Source organism: Rhizobium sp. CCGE 510 (assembly GCF_000292525.1).
Lineage (GTDB): Bacteria > Pseudomonadota > Alphaproteobacteria > Rhizobiales > Rhizobiaceae > Rhizobium.
In genome coordinates this window covers 470,213-489,713 of the sequence record NZ_AEYF01000044.1, presented here as the reverse complement: position 1 = coordinate 489,713, position 19,501 = coordinate 470,213, and the positions used below count along the sequence as shown (strand labels likewise).

The window sequence follows — 19,501 nt, the reverse complement described above, 5'->3', positions numbered from 1 at the left end:
CTATTTCAGTTTCTTCTTGAGGTCGTAAAGCGCATCCATTGCCTCGCGCGGCGTCATGTCGTCAAGGCTCATCGCCTTCAGCGCCTCCTCGACCTTGGACGATCCGCGGGCCGTGTCCTCGCGGCGCACCGCCACCTGGAAGAGCGGCAGGTCGTCGATCAGCTGGCTCGCCGGGTTCTTGCGGTCGGCATCCTCCAGGCGGGTCAGCACATCGCGGGCCCGTGTCACGACCGAGGCCGGAAGCCCGGCAAGGCGCGCGACCTGGATGCCGTAGGAGCGGTCCGCCGCACCCGGCCCGACCTCGTGCAGGAAGATGACGTCGCCGTCCCATTCCTTGACCCGCATCGTGGCGTTCGATAGCCGGCCAAGCTTTTCCGAAAGCACGGTCAGCTCATGGAAATGCGTGGCGAAGAGGCCGCGGCAGCGGTTGGCTTCATGCAGGTGCTCGACGGAGGCCCAGGCGATCGACAGGCCATCGAAGGTGGCAGTGCCGCGGCCGATCTCGTCGAGGATGACGAGCGAACGGTCGCTTGCCTGGTTGAGGATCGCAGCGGTTTCGACCATCTCGACCATGAAGGTGGAGCGCCCGCGCGCCAGGTCGTCGGAGGCGCCGACGCGCGAGAAAAGCCGGTCGACGATGCCGATATGGGCTGATGTCGCCGGCACGAAGCAGCCCATCTGCGCCAGGATAGCGATCAGCGCGTTCTGCCGCAGGAAGGTCGACTTGCCGCCCATGTTCGGCCCGGTCAGCAGCCAGATCGCGCCGTCCCTGTCGCCTGATTTCGGCGAGAGATCGCAATTGTTGGCGACAAAGGGGCCGCCTGCCTGCCGCCGCAGCGCCTGCTCGACGACCGGATGGCGCCCGCCCTCGATGGCAAACATCTTCGAGCCGTCGACCTGCGGGCGGCAATAGGCCTGCTCCTCGGCGAGAAGCGCCAGGCCTGCTGCGACATCGATTATGGCAAGCGCCCGGGCGCCGGATTTGATCGCTTCGGCTTCCGCAACCACGGCCGCCGTCATCTTCTCGAAAGCGGCGAGTTCGATCGTCAGCGCTCGATCGGCGGCGTTGGCGATGCGGCTTTCGAGATCGGCAAGTTCGGTGGTGGTGAAGCGCATAGCGCTCGCCATCGTCTGGCGGTGGATGAAGCGGGCCTTGGCTTCCGCCGTCTCGGTCATCGGAGAGGCATTGCCGGCCGTCACCTCGATGAAATAGCCGAGGATATTGTTGTGCTTGATCTTCAGCGACCGGATGCCGGTCTCTTCGGCATATTGCAATTGCAGGCCGGCGATCACCCGGCGCGACTGGTCCCGCAGTGCCCGGACTTCGTCGAGCTCGGCGCTGGCGCCGTCGCGCAGGAAGCCGCCGTCGCGCTTCAACAGCGGCAGTTCCTCGGCAAGGGTCTCGGCCAGCAGCTTGTCCAGGCCCGCGGGAAGCGCTTGCAGTTCGGACAGCGCCTGGCCAAGCTCGTCGGGCAGCATCGCGCTTGCAAGCATGGCCGCAACTTCGCTCGCCGCTTGAAGGCCTTGGCCGATCGCTGAGAGATCGCGTGGGCCGCCGCGGTCGAGCGCCAGGCGCGACAGCGCCCGCGGCATATCAGGCACATGTTTCAGCGTGTCGCGCAGATTGCCGCAGAGCAGGGGCTCGTCGATCAGGAAGCCGATCGAATCGAGCCGCGCATTGATGCGGGCGGGGTCGGTCAGCGGCGACATCAACCGCTCGGCAAGAAGCCGCGCCCCACCACCGGTAATGGTGCGGTCGATCGCTTTCAGGAGCGAGCCGTTGCGGTCGCCAGACAGCGTCCGGGCCAGTTCCAGATTGGCGCGGGTGGCGGGATCGATGAACAGCGTCGACGCCGCACTTTCCCGCTCCGGCTTTCCAAGTGGCGGCCGCTCGGCGATCTGCGTCTTCTCGACATAGGCCACCGCCGCGGCCGCTGCCGCCAATTCGGCGCGCGAGAAGGTGCCGAATCCGTCGAGCGTCGCGACGCCGAAATAACGCGCGATCCGGCCTTCGGCGCTGGCGCTGTCGAACAGCACGGAAGGCTGCGGCACCGCGGTGCGGCCGAGCACGTCGAAGACCGGCTTGAGTTCCGGATCGTGGAAGATCGTGTCGGGCAGGATGAGTTCGCGCGGATCGATGCGCAGGATATCGGCAAGCAGCCGCGAGGCTTCGGTCTCGGCAAGCCGGAAGACGCCTGTGGAAATATCGATCCAGGCCAGCGCCAGCAAGGGTTCGGCTCCGCCGCGAATGCGGGTCAGCGCCATCAGATAGTTGGATTCCGAGGGCGAAAGCAGCTTTTCCTCGGTGATCGTGCCGGGTGTGACCAGGCGGACGACATCGCGCTTGACGACGGATTTGCCGCCGCGTTTTTTCGCTTCGGCCGGATCCTCGATCTGCTCGCAGACGGCGACGCGGAAGCCGAGGGAAATCAGCCTCTGCAGATAATCGTCGGCCGCATGCACCGGAACGCCGCACATCGGGATATCTTGGCCCATGTGCTGGCCGCGTTTCGTCAGGGTGATGCCGAGCGCGCGGGAAGCTTCCAGCGCATCTTCGAAGAACAGCTCGTAGAAGTCGCCCATGCGATAGAAGAGCAGCGAACCCGGATTGTTCGCCTTGATCTCGATGAATTGCTCCATCATCGGCGTTGCCGAGGCACGGCTTTCCGCCGTGGCAAGCTCGGCAGCCGAAAAGGCTTCATTCTCTGTGTCTATTCGTGCGTTCACGGAGGTGGAGTTTTTCCCAAAAAAACAGGTGCCAACCCTATCCGCGCGCCGCTATAGATGACAACAGCATTTGAGGAAGAGCAAAGCGTCGCCCACAGGACGTTGGAGGATTTATGCCCGATATCGATAAGAACGACCGGCCGGCGACATCAGTTACCGACCAGGAGGCGCTTGAATTTCACGCCATGGGCCGGCCGGGGAAGCTGGAAGTCGTCCCGACCAAGCCGATGGCGACGCAGCGCGACCTCTCGCTTGCCTATTCGCCGGGTGTTGCCGTTCCCGTCAAGGCGATCGCTGCCGATCCGCAGACGGCCTATGATTACACGGCGCGCGGCAACATGGTCGCGGTCATTTCCAACGGCACGGCGATCCTCGGTCTCGGCAATCTCGGCGCACTGGCTTCCAAGCCGGTCATGGAAGGCAAGGCGGTGCTGTTCAAACGCTTCGCCGACGTCGATTCGATCGATCTTGAGATCGATACGGAAAATGTCGACGAGTTCATCAACTGCGTGCGCTTTCTCGGCCCCTCCTTCGGCGGCATCAACCTCGAGGATATCAAGGCGCCGGATTGTTTCGTCATCGAAAGCCGGCTGCGCGAGCTGATGGATATTCCCGTCTTTCATGACGACCAGCATGGAACGGCGATCATCGCCGCCGCCGGCCTGATCAATGCGCTGGAGCTGACCGGCCGCGACCTGAAGTCGACGAAGCTCGTCTGCAATGGTGCCGGTGCTGCGGCGATCGCCTGTATCGAGCTCATCAAGGCGATGGGTTTTGCGCCTGAGAACATCATCCTCTGCGACACCAAAGGTGTCATCTACCAGGGCCGCACCGAGGGCATGAACCAGTGGAAGTCGGCGCATGCGGCAAAGACCGACACGCGTACGCTTGAGGAGGCGATGGAGGGCGCCGACGTCGTTTTCGGCCTGTCGCAGAAGGGCGCCTTCTCGGCCGAGATGATCCGCTCGATGGCCGAGCGGCCGATCATCTTCGCCATGGCCAATCCCGATCCCGAGATCACCCCGGAAGAGGTGGCCCGCATCCGCGATGACGCCATCATGGCGACCGGCCGTTCGGACTACCCGAACCAGGTCAACAACGTCCTCGGCTTTCCCTATATCTTCCGCGGCGCTCTCGACGTCCGTGCCTCCACAATCAACGACGCGATGAAGATCGCCGCCGTCAAGGCGCTGGCAAACCTTGCCCGCGAGGATGTGCCCGATGACGTGGTTGCGGCCTATCAGGGCAACCGGCCGCGTTTCGGATCGCAATACATCATCCCCGTTCCCTTTGATCCCAGGCTGATCTCGGCGATCCCGGTCGCGGTCGCTGAAGCCGCGATCGAAAGCGGCGTCGCCCGCAAGGTCATCACCGACATGGCCGGTTACGCCCGCGAGCTTTCGGCGCGCCGCGATCCGATCGCCTCGACCTTGGCACGGCTTTACGAGCGTGTCCGCCGGCACCCGAAGCGGATCGTCTTTGCCGAGGCCGAGGAGGAACAGGTCCTGCGCGCCGCGATGTCCTACGCCAACCAGCAGCTTGGCACCGCCATCCTGCTCGGCCGCGAGGACCTGATCCGGGCAACGGCGGAACGCGCCGGCATCGATCTCAACCGGCCGGGCCTCGAGATCGTCAATGCCCGTATCTCGACGCGGGTCGAGGCCTATATCGACTATCTCTATGCCAGGCTGCAGCGCCAGGGTTATCTCTACCGCGATGCCCAGCGGCTGATCCACAACGACCGCAACCATTTCGCCGCCACCATGGTGGCGCTCGGCGACGCCGACGGCATGGTGACGGGCATCACCCGCAATTATTCGACGGCGCTCGAAGATGTGCGCCGCTGCATCGACAAGAAGCCCGGCCATCGCATTATCGGCGTATCGCTGGCGCTCTGCCGCGGCCGCACGGTCTTCGTGGCCGATACCGCCGTACACGACATGCCGACGGCCGAGGAACTTGCCGATATCGCCGAAGAGGCGGCTGGTCTCGCGCGGCGCATGGGTTATCCGCCGCGTGTCGCCCTGCTGGCCTATTCCACCTTCGGCCACCCCTCCGGCGAACGCTCGGAGCGGGTGCGCGAGGCAGTGAAGATCCTCGACAAGCGCCGCGTCGATTTCGAATATGACGGCGAGATGGCCGCCGATGTCGCGCTGAACCGCAAGGTGATGGAGCAATATCCGTTCTGCCGTCTCTCGGGTCCTGCCAACGTGCTGGTCATGCCGGCTTTCCACTCGGCCTCGATCTCGACCAAGATGCTGCAGGAACTCGGCGGCTCCACGGTGATCGGCCCGATCCTTGTCGGCGTCGACAAGCCGGTGCAGATCACTTCGATGGGCGCCAAGGACAGCGACATCGTCAACATGGCGGCAATCGCTGCTTATGGCGCGGGTTCGTAAACTCGCCTCCCATATGAGTCGGCATTCTGCGGCCGGCCGACAACACGTCGGCCGGCCGCAGCTTTTTGTGGCTTACTCACCGAGGGCATGGTTGAAAGGGTTGATCTGATAAGTCATACTTTTGATACAATAGCCTCATACGCGCGGCATAACTTAATATTTCATCAGCCGTTTGGGTTCCCATGCCGGAAAATGCATCCCCCAATTTCATCGCCCGATTTCAGGGGGCAACTTTCGACGATATGGTCGAGGCTCTGACCGAGGGATTTGGTTCGTTCGACGCATGGCGCAATGGTCGAGAAAAACCACTCGACTGGAAGGTCGGGTTTTGGGGCGATGAAAGGGTGTCGCTGGTCAGCAACCAGGATTCCGGCGGCTGGGGTGCAAGAACGACACATGGAACGCCGGAAACTCTGGCAATCATCGTTCCGCGCACGGGTGCTCTCGATGTAGCGTTTGGTCGGACTGTGGCCGAAGCTACGCCCGGGCGCCTGTTTTTGACGAACAATCTTGAGCTGGAACGGGTTTCCGTGAGGGCGGCGCCTCACCGGTCAGACACACTCAGTCTGAACTGGACGATCATAGCTCAGACCGTCGCCGCCGTGTTGGAGACCCCGCTGATCGGGCCGATGGACCTGGTGCCGGTCGTTGATCGTTCCACGGCAGCGGGACAGTTGATCGGCAATCTCGCCCAAACGATGATCATCGGCATGCGCAACAACGGCCCGCTGCTTCACTCGCCAATTGCCATGTCGAACCTGATGCAGGCGTTTGCCGATCTGGTGGTGCGCTTGGTTCCCCATCGGCTCTCGCATCTCCTTGACAGGAAAATCCATCTGATCGCGCCGCGGCATGTCCGTCGCGCAATTGAATTTATGCATGCGAACATCGCACAGCCGTTGACAATGCAGAGTGTCGCGGAGGCAGCGGACATTTCCATTCGCGCTCTTGAAGTCGGTTTTCGTGCTTTCAAGGGAACCACACCGTCTGGTTACCTCAGGACGATCCGCTTGCAAGCGGTCCGAGAGGATCTACGCGATCCTTCAAACCGGCAACCGTTACGGGACGTCTGCTTGAAGTGGGGATTCGTTCACTTTGGCCGTTTTGCGGCAACCTATCGGGCGGCTTACGGAGAGAACCCGTCGGACACGAGAAGGCGATTTAATAGATGACGGCACGCCATCGGTGTGCAGCGGGTCTGCGCTAAGACATGCGAGAAACCAAAGGCTAGCTCGCGAAGCGGCCAGCGTCGGCGCCATAATAGTTGAGGTAGCGGTCGGAAATGCTGGAGATCGGCAGCACGATCAGCACGTCGGTGGTGTTGAAGGCATGATCGACGACCGCGCTGGAGCCGACCATCGCGCCAAGGCGCATATAACCCTTGATCAGCGGCGGCAGCGCCATCAGCGCCCGCTTCGGGTTAACCGCTTCGACCGGCATCAGATCCATGTTGCGGGCGAGATGCGGCAGTGCGCTGACGGCCCACTCGTTCTTCGCCAGCACATTATGGTAGAGGAAAGACAGCGCCAGCGCATGGCTTTCCAGATAGACGCCGGGGAAAGAGGCGCAACCGAACATGGCGCTGACCCCGTGCTTCAGCGCATAGGCCCAGTTGCCTTGCCATAGGAGTTCGACCGTGCGCTTGGTGCGATATTCCGGCAGCACGCAGGAACGGCCAAGCTCCATGAAGCGTTTGTCCGGATGTTTGGCAATGAGGCTCTCGATCTCGAATTCGGAAGCCGAGTAAAAACCGCCATTGGCAATGGCAACATCCTGGCGGAGCAGCCGGTAGGTGCCGACGATCTGGTCTTCCGCGTCACCCTCGATCGTGCGGTCGAGAACGAGAAGATGGTCGCAGACCGCGTCATAGGCATCGACATCACGCTGGCGGCGCATGGCGTCAAGCGGCAGTTGCGCCTTCATTTCGTCGACGAAGACGCGGTAGCGCACGGCCTGGGCGGCATCGATCTCGCGCGCCGTGCGGGCAAGGCGGGTTTCCAGATTGCCGATGCGGCCGAGGATATCGCCGTGCTTTTGCGCAGCCGCCGTCGGGGGCGGTGCAGCCTCGGCGGTGTCACGATTCAGGATGTCGATGGCGGACATGACGATTCTCCCGTTGCCGGCTTATCGACGCCATAAAACACTTCTCTGCGACAGGAAAGTGACATATTGGATTTCCCAGCGCAAGACGCATGCCGGCCCCGCGGCACGTTACCGCGCCTCTGCCCGGCGGGCGGAAAGTGCGGCGACCGCTTGAACTTCGGTCAGCAGCCGCACCGGGTCGACGGGCTTTACCATGACGCGGTTGGCGCCGTTCAACAAGACCTGGCGACGCGATTCGTCGCTCTTGTCGGCGGTGAGCACGATCACCGGCACCGGAGCAAGGTCGAGCCGCCTTTCGTGGCCGCGCAGGCGTCCGAGCATGTCGATGCCGTTGCCGCCGGGCATCGACAGGTCGCTGATGATGATATCGGGCCGGGCATTCGCCTCGCAGAGAGCGCAATCGAGCAGCGCCTCGAAATCCTCGACATGGCGCACCTTATGCCCGCCCTTTTCGAGCACGACGCGCACCAGCATGGCATTGATCGGATCGTCCTCGCCAAGCAGGATGTTGAGCCCGCTGGCTGTAACCAGCGTCTCCGCCACCGAAAGGCCAAATCCCGGCTGATTGTCGTTCAGCGCGTCGCGCTTCTCCATGCCGCGCATGCGCCCGCGCAGCACGTCGATCAGCGACTGTTCGCGCAGCGGCCGGATGAGCCAGGCATCGAAGAGGTCGAGCGGATGGGCGCTGCGCTCTTCCGGATTGACGAGCAGGACCTTGCGCAGGCCAAGGGCGGCGATCTCGGCGCGATCGGCAAGATGATCGGAAAATTCCGCCGACATGCGATGGTCGATGATGATATCGGTCGGCCGCTGTCCGCCGTTTGCCAAGCCGAGCAGCGCTGCCCGCGCGCTCTCGCCGTCGGCGACGAGATGGCAGAGGCCGCCGAGCGTGGTGATCGTCTCGGCGATGGCGGTGCGCGCCGCACCGGCCGGCGCCAAAAGCACGACGCTGTTGCCGGCAAGCAGCGTATTTCGCCTGTCGGGGCGCTCGCTGCCGATATCGACAGGGAAGCGGATGGTGAATTCGCTGCCTCTGCCCTTTTCGCTGGCAATCGTCAGCGTGCCGTTGAATTCGCGCATGATGCGGGCGGAGATGGCAAGGCCGAGCCCGGTGCCGCTGCTCTTGTCGGCAACCGTCCCGCCTTGCTCGAACTCGCCGAAGACGCGCGCCTGCTCCTCAGCCGTCATACCGGGACCGCTATCGGTGACGGTGATCGATAAGTCGTCCGCGTCGAGCGTCACGCGAATGAAGACGCCGCCGACCTGAGTGAACTTCACGGCATTGCCGATGACGTTGAACAGCACCTGGCGCAGCCGCGCCGGATCGAAGCTCATATTCTCCGGCACGTCTGAAGACACCGTGGCGCCGATCTCGATCCCTTTTTCATGCGCCCGGTGGGCGAGCATCTCGACAACGCTTTCCAGAAGCTTACGCAGCGATTCCGAGCGCGGGTGCAGTGCAAAGCGGCCGACCTCGATGGTGGAGAAATCGAGCAGGTCCTCGACGAGCTGCGTCAGCGCGTGGCCGGACTGGCGGATATTGGCGAGATAATTCTGCTGTTCCTGCGTCAGCCGCGTCTCGGCGAGCAGATGCGTCATGCCGAGCAGGCCGGAAAGCGGCGTGCGCACTTCGTGGCTGACGGTGGCAAGCAGCCTCGATTTGGCGGCGCTGTTATATTCGGCCTTCTGGCGAGCCGCCTCGCGGCTCTGGGCGATCAGCCGCTCGTCGGTCACATCACGCGCCACGCTCTGCAGCAGCAGACGGCCGTTTGCCGGGTCGCGGGTGACGACGTCGCGCCAGAGAAAGATGCGCTGGCCGTCCGGCGTCGAGATCTCGACGTCGAAGCAGTGCGGTATCGGGCCGGGGCGGAAGGCAAGCCCGATCTCCTCGCAGCTCCGTCCTTCCGGACGCAACCGCCCGGTCAGCCGGCGAAACGTGTCGTTGGCGGAGATGATGCGCCGGTCCATGCTGCGGCTGACGGTGATGTCGCCGAGCACGTCGTGCACGTCGGCAAACAGCTTTGCGCCATCGTTCCATTCCGGCAGGGATTTGCCGCCGCGCCGGGCTATACGCCGGCGAACCATCAGGACGGCGTAGCTGGCGATGACGGCAAGGCCGAGAACGACCAGGCCACCCGAAAACAGCAGCGGATCGCCGGCATGGGCAAGCAGCGTCAGGATCATCGCGGCAATAAGGCCGGCGCCACCAAGCCAGTAGAACAGCAGGCGCCGTGTCGTTGCAGGCCTCAGCTTGCTGTCATCGGCTGCCTGAGGCGCCGTTGCGACCGGTCGCGAGGAGGAGCCCCCCATCCGCTCTTCATGCGGCTTGGCGGTGGGTCCGCCGAAGGCGGCGGACAATCTTTCCTGCAACTGTCCCAGGTTGTGCATGCTATTTTGATAACATGAGGCCTCTTCCGAATGCCTTCAGGAATTCGATAAGATTTTAGCGGCCGGTCTTTTTCGGCAGCAGCAGCTCGTCGAGAATGACGCAGCCGGCGCCGATGGTGATGAAGCTGTCGGCGAGGTTGAACACCGCGAAGGACCAGCTTTCGGTGTGGAAAAGAATGTAATCGATCACATGGCCATAGGCGAAGCGGTCGACGAGATTGCCGATCGCCCCGGCGATGATCAGCGCATATCCGAGATGGGCGAGCCAGCGGTCCTTCGCCGTGCGGTACCACAGCCAGATGACGAAGGCGACGATGATGAGCCGCATGCCGACGATGAACCAGCCGTCCATCCCCGACAGCATCGAAAAGGCGACGCCGAGATTGTAGGTGCGGTAGAGCGCCAGCATCGGAATAACCGGCACGGCCTCCTGCAGCGGCAGGTAATGATCGACAGTGATCTTGACGGCTTGGTCGATGAGAACGGCGACGACGATGAAGAAGAGGATCGGCGCCGGGCGCGAAAACAGCGCGGGGCGGGCATACATCTGTTCGGTCATTTGCCCTCGGCAAGTGAGAGGAGATGGCGGCGGGCTTCGAAAAGCATGACGGCGGTGGCGACGGCGAGGTTCAGAGAATCGGCGCGGCCCTGCTGCGGAATGCGGGCAAGCGCATCGGCCTCTCTGGCCAGTTGGTCCGGCAGGCCGGATTGCTCGTTGCCCATCAACAGCACGACGGGCTTTTTCCGGTAGTCGATCGTGCGGTAATCGACCGCGCCGGCAAGATGCGTCGCGACCACGGAAACGCCGGCCGATTTCCGCCAAACGACGAATTCCTCCGGCGTCGCCCGTGCGACCGGAACCGCGAAGACCGAGCCCATGGTGGCCCGCACCGTTTCGAGCGAAAAGGGATCGGTCGTCTCTCCGATCAGGATGATGCCCGAAGCGCCGGCTGCATCCGCTGTGCGGATGATGGTGCCGAGATTGCCGGGATCGCGCACCCGGTCGAGCGCCACCCAGGTCTCGCCGTCCCTGGGCCGAATGTCCCGCAGCGGCTTCCAGCGTTGCTCGAAGATGCCGACGACCATCTGCGGATTGTCGCGGCGGGTGATTGAAGCGATCACCTTTTCGCTGACTTCGAGCACCAGCCCGCCCGAGGCGACGGTCCTCGCCGCCATCTGCTCGACCAGCGGCTTGCTCTTGGCCGCCTTGGCATAGACCAGCGTGCGGATCGTCCAGCCGAGTTCGATCGCATCGATGACGAGCTTCAGTCCTTCGGCCAGGAAAGTCCCGCTTTCCTCCCGCGACTTCTTGTTCGTCAGCGCCTTGATGTCCTTGATGATGGGATTGGCAAGCGAGGTGACTTCCTTCACCTGTCCGACCCTGCGCGGTCCCTGATCGTGGAAGTCCTTGCTCATTTCGGCACCCAGCGGGAAAAGAGGGAAGTGGAAAGCGCGCGGCCCTGCGTCCTGCCGTCGAGGCCGGCTTCGCGGATCACCAGCTCGCCGGATTCGACCACCCCGCCGGCGCCCCGCATCGTCTCACGCATCAGCTCGTGGATCGAATAGAAGCTGGCGCGGATCGAATAGGCGGTCAGCACCAGGCCGACCGCCTTGGGCGACAGGATCTCGCGGCAGACATCGAGCATCAATGGCAGATGCTCGAAGAGATGCCAGACTTCGCCGTTCGGGCCGCGACCGAATTTCGGTGGATCGGTGAGGATGATGTCGTATTGGCTGCCGCGACGTTCTTCGCGCAGGATGAATTTCATTGCATCCTCGCAGATCCAGCGGATCGGCAGCTTCTCCATGCGCCCGAGCGCCTGGTTTTCGCGCGCCCAGCCGATTGCCTTTTTCGACGCGTCGACATGGGTGACCTCGGCGCCGGCCGCGGCGGCAACCAGCGAGGCGACGCCGGTATAGCCGAAAAGATTCAGCACCTTCAGTGGCCGGCCGGCTTTTTCGACCTGCTCTTTCATCCAGCTCCAGTGCACGATCTGCTCGGGGAAGACACCGACATGGCGGAAGGATGTGAAGCGGCCGAGGAAATCGACGCCGAGCAGATTGAGCGGCCAGGCCTCGCCCAACGCCTCCCTGGGGAAGCGCCAGCGGCCAGTGCCTTCCTCGTCGGTATCGCCGGTGAAGGCGGCATCGACTTTTTCCCAGACATGGGGCGGTAGCGATGGCCGCCACAGCGCTTGGGCCTCGGGACGGATGATACGGTAAGGGCCGTATTGCTCCAGTTTTTCGCCGTTGCCACTGTCGATCAGGTGGAAGTCGCCGGCTCCGAGCGATTCGAGGATGATGGGCACGCGCTCGGTCGGACGCTCGCCGCTGCGGGTCATCAGCGGACGCTCGATAGCGGCAGGCACAGCCGCCTCGCGCACGATCTCGCGGCTGGCCGCAGGCTGCGCGACCGGCTTCGGTGGCCGGCTGACCCGATCGTCCCTGCGGCTTTCACCGGAAGAACCTGACGTCTTCTTCTGGCCCGGCCGGCGTTCTCTCTGTCTCAACGTGCTCTTCCGCGTCTCTGTCGGGGTATGTCAATTGGGTCTGCGTCCTTCACAGCGCCCTTTGCAGTATGCAGTAGCCCAGAAAACCGTGCCGGATCAACTGCGCGCCGGCATGGCATTCATTTCAAGCCTTCGGACGACTGCCTGCGAAGCCAAAGATCAGTAGATAGCTGTGGCTGGAAGCCTAGCAGATGCAGACTGCGGCTCAAGAGAGAGCCTCATCCTGAGGTGCCCCGCAGGGGCCTCGAAGGACGAGGCGGGTGCGCAGATGTCGGATGAATGCAAGGAGCAGCATTGAGGCGTGTATGAGGTGCGTTGGAGAATGCCGCACGGTCAATTTCTCGCTCGCTCGGATTGGGAACCAGCGAGATAACATTCCTCCCCGCCTTGGCAAAAGGCTTTTCCACTGGGATAAGATGAGCGAATCGGAGATGGGGCTATCGAATGGATTTCACCGGCGAAGAACGCATCGCCGCGCCGCGGGACGTCGTCTGGGCAGCGCTCAACGATCCCGAAATCATGCGCGGCTGCATTCCAGGCTGCCAGGGCATCGAGCGGCTTTCGCCGGATGCCTTCGAGGCGACGGTCAAGGTCAAGTTCAGCCTGTTGTCGGCCACCTTCCATGGGTTGTTGACGCTTTCCAATGTCGATGCGCCGAAGAGCTACACGCTGTCGGCCGAGGGCAAGGGGGGGCTTGCCGGCTTCGCCAAAGGCAGCGCCGATATCGTGCTCGAGCAAAGCGGCGCCGAGACCATCCTGCATTATCGGGCAAAAGCCGAACTCGGCGGCAGGCTCGCCCAGCTCGGCGCACGCCTGCTCGATTCGACCTCGCAGAAGCTCGCCGAGCGGTTCTTTTCCGATATCAATGCCGCCGTCATCGCGAAGATGGCAGCCGGCTGATCGGGCGCTTTGGGCTTGGCGGGGATAGGGGCTTGGGTTAAATCGACGTCATGACGTGGACAATCAGGCCGCCGCGGGCGGAAGACCAGGAAATGCTCGCGGAGATTTATCTTTCCGTGCGCCGCCAAACATTCGTCTGGGTCGATCCCGGCAAGTTCTACCGCGAGGATTTTGCCGCCCATACCAATGGTGAGACGGTTTTCGTCTGCGAGCATGAAAACGGTGGAGTAGCCGGCTTCCTGTCGCTCTGGCCGGCCGATGATTTCATCCACATGCTCTATATCAGCCCGGACTTCCAGGGCTTTGGTGCCGGTACGGCGCTGCTGCGGGCGCTGCCCGAATGGCCGCATCATCGGTACCGGTTGAAATGCCTGGTGAAGAACGGCAGGGCGAAAGCCTTCTACCTCGCCCACGGTTTCCAGGTGACCGGCAACGGCACGTCGCCGGAGGGCGACTACCAGGAACTGAGCTTTTTTCCGGATTGAGCGACCGCCGAAGCGTCCCCGACACCGAGCCGGCTTTACCGCGACGGCAGCTGCCCGGCGATTTCCTCGGCGCGGTTCTTGTGGCGGTCGGCTTCACCCTGCCAGCGGATAGCTTCCTTGGCTTCGGTGCGGGCGCGCTTGCGGTGTTTGCCCTGGCTGAACCAGGTGGCGGCCGAACCGATCAGCATGCCGGCGATCAGGGCAATGAACAGGAAGACGAAGAAGGGCGCGGAAACCGCAAGCACCTGATCGTCAGGCCGGAACGGGTTGAAGGCGAGCGTCGCACTCTGCCGGTTGGCGACGCAAAAGACGATGAGGATGACGCCGAGTGGCAGCAAAATCAACAGGTTGACGATCTTCTTGGCCATTTGAGGTCTCCACATGCCAGATTGCGCCGGTCTTTCCAGGCGCGTTTCAAGCCTTTAATCGACGCATCGACCCCGAAAATCGATTCCGATTTTCGGGGTCGATGTGCAAGCAGAATAGGAAAACGGCCTTCGAGTTCAAGTGCGGATTCGCCGCAGGCGGCTCAGACTCAATCCTCTTCGTCGGCCTGGCCGGGATTGAGCCGCTCGCGCAGCTCCTTGCCGGTCTTGAAGAAGGGAACCCACTTCTCCTCGACGAAGACGGTATCGCCGGTGCGCGGGTTGCGGCCGGAGCGGGAAGGGCGGTTCTTCACCGAAAACGCGCCAAAGCCGCGCAATTCGACGCGGTTGCCAGCAGCCAGTGCATCCGTGATCTCGTCGAGAACCGCGTTGACGATATTCTCGACGTCGCGATGATAGAGATGCGGGTTGCGTGCCGCAACAATCTGCACCAATTCGGACTTGATCACGTTCGCCCCCTTAAATTATTGATTTCTTATCAATCGTGGCCAACCTGCCAAACTGAAAGCAGCCCGTCAAGAAGCAACTTTGGGGGCAGGATTCCGTTGATATCCTGGCCTTTCACGAGATCATCATAACCGAAGATCGTAATCAACCGCGAAACAGCCCCAGCGAGCAGAAAGGGCGTATTGCTCTTCTTGTCCCAGTCCACCATCGGCAGGTCGGCGTCGACGCCGCGCGATTTGAGATAGGCACGGATTTCCGCCTCGCCGCCGATCGTATCGACGAGTTTCACCTTCAGCGCTTGGCGGCCGGTATAGATCGTGCCGTCGGCGAGCTTCAGCACCTCGTCGCGCGGCAGCTTACGCCGGTCGGCGACCAGGTCGACGAACCAATTATAGCTGTCGACCACCATATTGCGGATCATCGCCTTGGCTTCCTCGCTCGCCTCGTGGAAGGGCGAAGGCTCGGCCTTCAGCGGCGAGGACTTGATCTCCTGCAGCGAGACGCCGATCTTGTCGAGCAGCGGCTGGATCTGCGGATACTGGAAGATGACGCCGATCGAGCCGGTAATCGAGCTGTCGCCGGCAATGATCGTATCGCCGGCAGTGGCGATCATGTAGCCGGCCGAGGCAGCAAGCGTGCGCACATCGGAGACGACAGGCTTCTTGGCTGATATCGCTCGGATCGCCTTGAAGATTTTTTCGCCGCCATAGGTCGTGCCGCCCGGCGAGGAGATCGAAATCACCACGGCCTTTACCTGGTCGCTGGTCTCGACCTTCTTCAGCCGCTCCAGAAGTTCGTCATCGTCGACGATCAGTCCCGATATCGTCACATGGGCGATGTGCGGGCGCTCCATCCCGGCATCGCCGAGGGCGAAGCGGTAGAAGGCGAAACCGAGTGCCACGACGAGCGCCACCGTGATCAGGCGCCAGAACCAGAGCTTGCGGCGCAGCCGCCGGCGATCGGCAATCATCGAACTGTCCATAGAAACCTCCAGCGCTGGCACCGGCTTCGGCTTGCCGCCGATGGATCCGGTGAAAAGGTGGCAGCGGCGTGCACGAATGCCACTTTTTGATGTTTTTGCATTTTGTTGCTTGTTGCAGAAAAAATTCCATATTGGCAAGCCAATGTAATAATGCGAAACGAACTGTGATTGGCGGGCCGCCTTTGTTATGAAGGCGCGGCGATCACCGCACATGGACGAGGCCTATGCTCGATACCCTGAAGAACAACGGACATGCCGCCTATGCCGGGTCCGGCAAGAGCGCTTATGGCGATGCGTTGTTCCATTCCGCCCGCGTGCGGCGGCTGAAGATCCTGCTGCCGGTGGCGGCCGTCATCATCGCGGCTGGCCTTACGGCGGTAGCGTTGGTCAGCATCTATCTGCCCGAGAACATCAAGATGGAAGGTGCCAAGATCGAGAACGGCAAGGTCGTGATGGAAAAGCCGGCGATCGCTGGACGCAATTCCGACGGCATCAACTATTCGATGCTCGCCGAAAGGGCGTTGCAGGATATCCGCAATCCCGATCTGATCACGCTTGAGACCATCAAGGCCGCCGTGCCGATGAATGACGGGTTGATCGCCCGCGTCGTCGCCTCGACGGCCGATTACAATCGCGCCACCGACAGCCTGCATATGACGGCCCCCTTCACCCTGGTGCTGAGCAGCGGCCTCAACGCGAATTTCCAGTCCGCCCATCTCGACATCAAGGGCGGAAACATGCGCAGCGACGACCCCGTCACCATCACCAAGGACAATGCCTCCATTGTTGCGAAGACGCTGGAGATAACCGATAAGGGGCGGGTGATCACATTCGAGGGGAATGTTCGCATGAATGTCGATCCATCCACCATCCATAAACAGGGCACCTAACCAGCCGGGTCATCCATGACAAAAGATTGTCGCATTTCCACTTGCAAGACTGGCCTGGCGTTCATTGCCGGCGCATTTGCCCTTATTCTGACGGCATCGGGCGCGGGCGCGCAGCAGGCGACGGCCTCGATGTCGGGCATGAAGCTTTCCAACGACCAGCCGATCCAGATCGAAAGCGACAAGCTGGAGATCCACGACCAGGAACACACCGCGTTGTTTACCGGCAAGGTCAAGGTCGTCCAGGGGACGACGACGATGCAGTCCGGCAAGATGACCGTCTATTACAAGGACAAGGCGGCAAAGCCGGCCGCGGACGGGGCGCAACCTGCAGCCCAGCCCGCAACGCCGCCGCCGCAGTCGGCCTCGCTCGCATCGGGAAATGCCGATATCGACAAGATCCTCGTCACCGACAAGGTCCTGCTGACCTCGGGTACGCAGACCGCGACCGCCGATGACGGCGCTTTCGACATGGCCTCGCAAACTTTCATCCTGACGGCGGATCAGGGCAATAAGGTCATTCTGTCGGATGGGCCGAACGTTTTTACCGGCTGCAAATTGACGGTTCACATGCAGACCGGCCAGGCGGAGCTTGAAAGCTGCGGCGGTCGTGTCCAGATTCAGCTCGATCCGAAATCGCAGCCGAATGCACAGCAGAAGCAGAACTGAGAAGCCGGCCTCCCACGTGAAATTAACATCGCTATCCACCATGTTCGGCAAGCCCGGGCCACAAGCTGCGGGTGCCGCCGACAAGAGCCGCTATCAGGGAACGCTCATCGCACGCGGTCTGACGAAGACCTATGCGACGCGTCGGGTCGTCAACGGCGTCTCGCTGGTGGTGCGCCGCGGCGAGGCCGTTGGCCTGCTCGGACCGAACGGCGCCGGCAAGACCACCTGTTTTTATATGATCACCGGCCTCGTGCCGGTGGACGAAGGCACGATCGAGATCGACGGAAACGATGTCACGACCATGCCGATGTACCGCCGCTCGCGGCTCGGCGTCGGTTATCTGCCACAGGAAGCCTCGATCTTTCGTGGCTTGACGGTGGAAGAGAATATCCGCGCCGTGCTCGAAGTGCATGTCAAGGACAAGGCCGAGCGCGAGCAGAAGCTGAACGAGCTGCTGGAGGAGTTTCATATCCAGAAGCTGCGCAAGACTGCCGCCGTCGCCCTGTCAGGCGGTGAGCGTCGCCGCCTCGAAATCGCGCGCGCCCTTGCGACCGATCCGACCTTCATGCTGCTCGACGAGCCCTTCGCCGGCGTCGACCCGATCTCGGTCGCCGATATCCAGAATCTCGTCCACCACCTGACCGCGCGTGGCATCGGCGTCCTCATCACCGACCACAATGTGCGCGAGACCCTGGGTCTGATCGACCGGGCCTACATCATCCATGCCGGTGAGGTGCTGACCCATGGCCGGGCAAATGACATCGTCAACAATCCGGAAGTGCGCCGGCTCTATCTCGGCGACAATTTCAGCCTCTGAACGGGGACGATGCCAAGATAGAGAAGGTGCGCCCAGTCGTCCTGAAACGGCGCAGGCCTTTCGGCGACACCTGTCCCATCGCAGAAATTAACCGCGCTGACACAGTTCCGCTTGACCAAATGAGATAAAAAAGCAATTTTTGGGCCAGTTGGATTTCCGCGGCCTGAAGCCTTGATCGGACGCGGTTTCCCGGAGGAATTGAGGGAGTTTCGCGTCCGTCATGGCACTGTCCGCCAGTCTTTTCCTGCGCCAGAACCAATCCCTGGTGATGACTCCGCAACTGATGCAATCCATCCAGTTGCTGCAGATGACGCATGTCGAACTCAGCCAGTTCATCGCCCAGGAAGTGGAGAAGAACCCGCTGCTCGAATTTCCGTCGAATGACGGCGAGGCAGGCGGCGAACGCGGCGAAGCCGAAGACGAGCCTTATGGTCATCCGCCGGAGGATGCAGGCTCGGACGACGGCTACGACAACCGCACCGAAGCGCTCTCCAGCGACTGGTACGACAATGGCGGCAGCGCCAGCACCAGTCGGCTGAACGACGAGCTCGACGCCAACTATACCAATGTCTTTCCCGATGACAGCGCGCCGCAGCGCCTCGATGCGCCGGAGCTCGTCGGCCAGTGGAAATCGATGCCGGGCAGCGGTGGCGAGGGCGCCGATTACGATCTCGACGATTTCGTCGCCGGCCAGGTGTCGCTGCGCGATCATCTCGCCCAGCAGATCCCCTTCGTCCTGCCTGACATCGCCGATCGGCTGATCGCGCAGAATTTCGTCGATCAGCTCGACGACGCCGGTTATCTTCAAGCCGATATCGTCGAAACCGGCGAGCGGCTGGGCACCAGCCTGACTGCGGCCGAGCGCGTGCTTGCCGCCCTCCAGACGCTCGATCCGCCGGGGGTTTTCGCTCGCAGTCTCTCGGAATGCCTGGCGATCCAGCTCAGGCAGAAGGACCGATACGACCCCGCCATGCAGGCGCTCGTCGAAAACCTCGAACTGCTGGCGCGGCGCGATTTTGCCACGCTGAAGCGGCTCTGCGGCGTCGACGAGGAAGATCTTCTCGACATGCTCGGCGAAATCCGCCAGCTCAATCCCAAGCCTGGCAGCGGTTTCGAAGCCGGTGTTTCCGAAGCGATCATGCCTGATGTGGTCGTCAGAGCCTCCTCGGATACCGGCTGGCTGGTCGAGCTCAATCCGGATACGCTGCCGCGTGTACTGGTCAACCAGTCCTATTTTTCCCGCGTGACCCGGAATGGCGAGGATCACGCCTTCCTCTCCGATTGTCTGCAGAGCGCCAACTGGCTGACGCGCAGCCTCGACCAGCGGGCGAAGACCATCATGAAGGTGGCCAGCGAGATCGTCCGCCAGCAGGACGCCTTCCTGCTGTACGGCGTCGACCACCTGCGTCCGCTGAACCTGAAGACGGTCGCCGAGGCGATCAAGATGCACGAATCCACCGTCAGCCGCGTCACCTCGAACAAATACATGCTGACGCCGCGCGGCCTCTTCGAACTCAAATATTTCTTCACCGTCTCGATCAGCGCTGTCGCCGGTGGCGACAGCCATTCGGCCGAGGCCGTGCGTCACAAGATCCGCGTGCTGATCATGCAGGAGAGCCCTGACGCAGTGCTCTCCGACGACGATATTGTCGACATGCTGAAGAAGGGCGGCGTGGATCTCGCCCGCCGCACGGTTGCGAAATACCGGGAGGCAATGAACATCGCCTCCTCGGTCCAGCGGCGCCGCGAAAAGCGGGCGCTCGCCAAGGTCGCCGGCTTCTGACGCCGCAATGCTTCGGTC

At 62.3% G+C, this 19,501-nt stretch carries 17 protein-coding genes; 8 read left to right on the top strand and 9 right to left on the bottom strand.

The window, feature by feature from the left end; all coding sequences use genetic code 11:
* Positions 1-2,727 (bottom strand): DNA mismatch repair protein MutS, encoded by a 2,727-nt coding sequence (mutS, locus tag RCCGE510_RS22440; RefSeq protein ID WP_007633761.1) that lies wholly within the window; start codon positions 2,725-2,727, stop codon positions 1-3.
* 113 nt (positions 2,728-2,840) lie between these two features.
* Between mutS and RCCGE510_RS22435 the strand changes: the two genes are divergently transcribed.
* Positions 2,841-5,126 (top strand): NADP-dependent malic enzyme, encoded by a 2,286-nt coding sequence (locus RCCGE510_RS22435; RefSeq protein WP_007633760.1) that lies wholly within the window; start codon positions 2,841-2,843, stop codon positions 5,124-5,126.
* A 182-nt stretch (positions 5,127-5,308) separates the two neighbouring features.
* Positions 5,309-6,298 carry a helix-turn-helix transcriptional regulator gene (locus tag RCCGE510_RS22430; RefSeq protein ID WP_007633759.1) on the top strand — a complete coding sequence of 330 codons (990 nt, stop codon included), beginning with the start codon at positions 5,309-5,311 and terminating at the stop codon, positions 6,296-6,298.
* Between the two features lie 55 nt (positions 6,299-6,353).
* Here RCCGE510_RS22430 and RCCGE510_RS22425 read toward each other — a convergent pair whose 3' ends face one another.
* The 5 genes from RCCGE510_RS22425 to RCCGE510_RS22405 all read right to left on the bottom strand — a co-directional run bounded on the left by RCCGE510_RS22425 (position 6,354) and on the right by RCCGE510_RS22405 (position 12,127).
* Positions 6,354-7,229 carry a GNAT family N-acetyltransferase gene (locus tag RCCGE510_RS22425; protein WP_007633758.1) on the bottom strand — a complete coding sequence of 292 codons (876 nt, stop codon included), beginning with the start codon at positions 7,227-7,229 and terminating at the stop codon, positions 6,354-6,356.
* 108 nt (positions 7,230-7,337) lie between these two features.
* A complete protein-coding gene (locus RCCGE510_RS22420; protein WP_007633756.1) occupies positions 7,338-9,617 on the bottom strand; it encodes an ATP-binding protein in 2,280 nt (759 codons plus the stop codon).
* Between the two features lie 55 nt (positions 9,618-9,672).
* Positions 9,673-10,176: a signal peptidase II gene (gene lspA, locus RCCGE510_RS22415; RefSeq protein WP_007633755.1), complete on the bottom strand. Its 504-nt coding sequence runs from the start codon at positions 10,174-10,176 to the stop codon at positions 9,673-9,675.
* Positions 10,173-11,033, bottom strand: a complete 861-nt coding sequence (locus tag RCCGE510_RS22410; RefSeq protein WP_007633754.1) for an RNA methyltransferase — start codon at positions 11,031-11,033, stop codon at positions 10,173-10,175. Before RCCGE510_RS22410 ends, lspA begins: the two co-directional genes overlap by 4 nt.
* Positions 11,030-12,127 carry a class I SAM-dependent methyltransferase gene (locus RCCGE510_RS22405; RefSeq protein ID WP_007633753.1) on the bottom strand — a complete coding sequence of 366 codons (1,098 nt, stop codon included), beginning with the start codon at positions 12,125-12,127 and terminating at the stop codon, positions 11,030-11,032. The genes RCCGE510_RS22410 and RCCGE510_RS22405 overlap by 4 nt, the downstream gene beginning before the upstream one ends.
* A gap of 444 nt (positions 12,128-12,571) precedes the next feature.
* On the opposite strand from RCCGE510_RS22405, the gene RCCGE510_RS22400 reads away from it, so the two are divergent.
* A complete protein-coding gene (locus tag RCCGE510_RS22400; RefSeq protein ID WP_007633752.1) occupies positions 12,572-13,027 on the top strand; it encodes a carbon monoxide dehydrogenase subunit G in 456 nt (151 codons plus the stop codon).
* 50 nt (positions 13,028-13,077) lie between these two features.
* On the top strand, positions 13,078-13,512 hold the full coding sequence (locus RCCGE510_RS22395) for a GNAT family N-acetyltransferase (RefSeq protein ID WP_037079437.1): 435 nt from the start codon (positions 13,078-13,080) through the stop codon (positions 13,510-13,512).
* 35 nt (positions 13,513-13,547) lie between these two features.
* On the opposite strand, the gene RCCGE510_RS22390 is transcribed toward RCCGE510_RS22395, so the two are convergent.
* From RCCGE510_RS22390 to sppA, 3 genes are all read right to left on the bottom strand, one after another.
* The gene (locus RCCGE510_RS22390; protein ID WP_007633749.1) at positions 13,548-13,880 is read right to left on the bottom strand and encodes a LapA family protein; all 333 of its coding nucleotides are present in this window, start codon (positions 13,878-13,880) and stop codon (positions 13,548-13,550) included.
* Positions 13,881-14,047: 167 nt separating this feature from the next.
* Positions 14,048-14,347, bottom strand: a complete 300-nt coding sequence (locus RCCGE510_RS22385; RefSeq protein WP_003544934.1) for an integration host factor subunit beta — start codon at positions 14,345-14,347, stop codon at positions 14,048-14,050.
* Between the two features lie 29 nt (positions 14,348-14,376).
* Complete coding sequence (gene sppA, locus RCCGE510_RS22380; protein ID WP_007633748.1) at positions 14,377-15,327, bottom strand: signal peptide peptidase SppA; 951 nt, start codon at positions 15,325-15,327, stop codon at positions 14,377-14,379.
* 224 nt (positions 15,328-15,551) lie between these two features.
* On the opposite strand from sppA, the gene lptC reads away from it, so the two are divergent.
* The 4 genes from lptC to rpoN all read left to right on the top strand — a co-directional run bounded on the left by lptC (position 15,552) and on the right by rpoN (position 19,483).
* Positions 15,552-16,217, top strand: coding sequence for an LPS export ABC transporter periplasmic protein LptC (gene lptC / locus RCCGE510_RS22375; protein WP_007633747.1), 666 nt, complete (start codon positions 15,552-15,554; stop codon positions 16,215-16,217).
* 15 nt (positions 16,218-16,232) lie between these two features.
* Entirely contained in the window at positions 16,233-16,883 is a 651-nt protein-coding gene (locus RCCGE510_RS22370; RefSeq protein ID WP_007633746.1) for an LptA/OstA family protein, read from the top strand.
* Positions 16,884-16,923: 40 nt separating this feature from the next.
* Positions 16,924-17,700 (top strand): LPS export ABC transporter ATP-binding protein, encoded by a 777-nt coding sequence (gene lptB, locus RCCGE510_RS22365; RefSeq protein ID WP_007633745.1) that lies wholly within the window; start codon positions 16,924-16,926, stop codon positions 17,698-17,700.
* A 220-nt stretch (positions 17,701-17,920) separates the two neighbouring features.
* A complete protein-coding gene (gene rpoN / locus RCCGE510_RS22360; RefSeq protein ID WP_007633743.1) occupies positions 17,921-19,483 on the top strand; it encodes an RNA polymerase factor sigma-54 in 1,563 nt (520 codons plus the stop codon).
* The last annotated feature ends 18 nt before the right edge of the window (positions 19,484-19,501 follow it).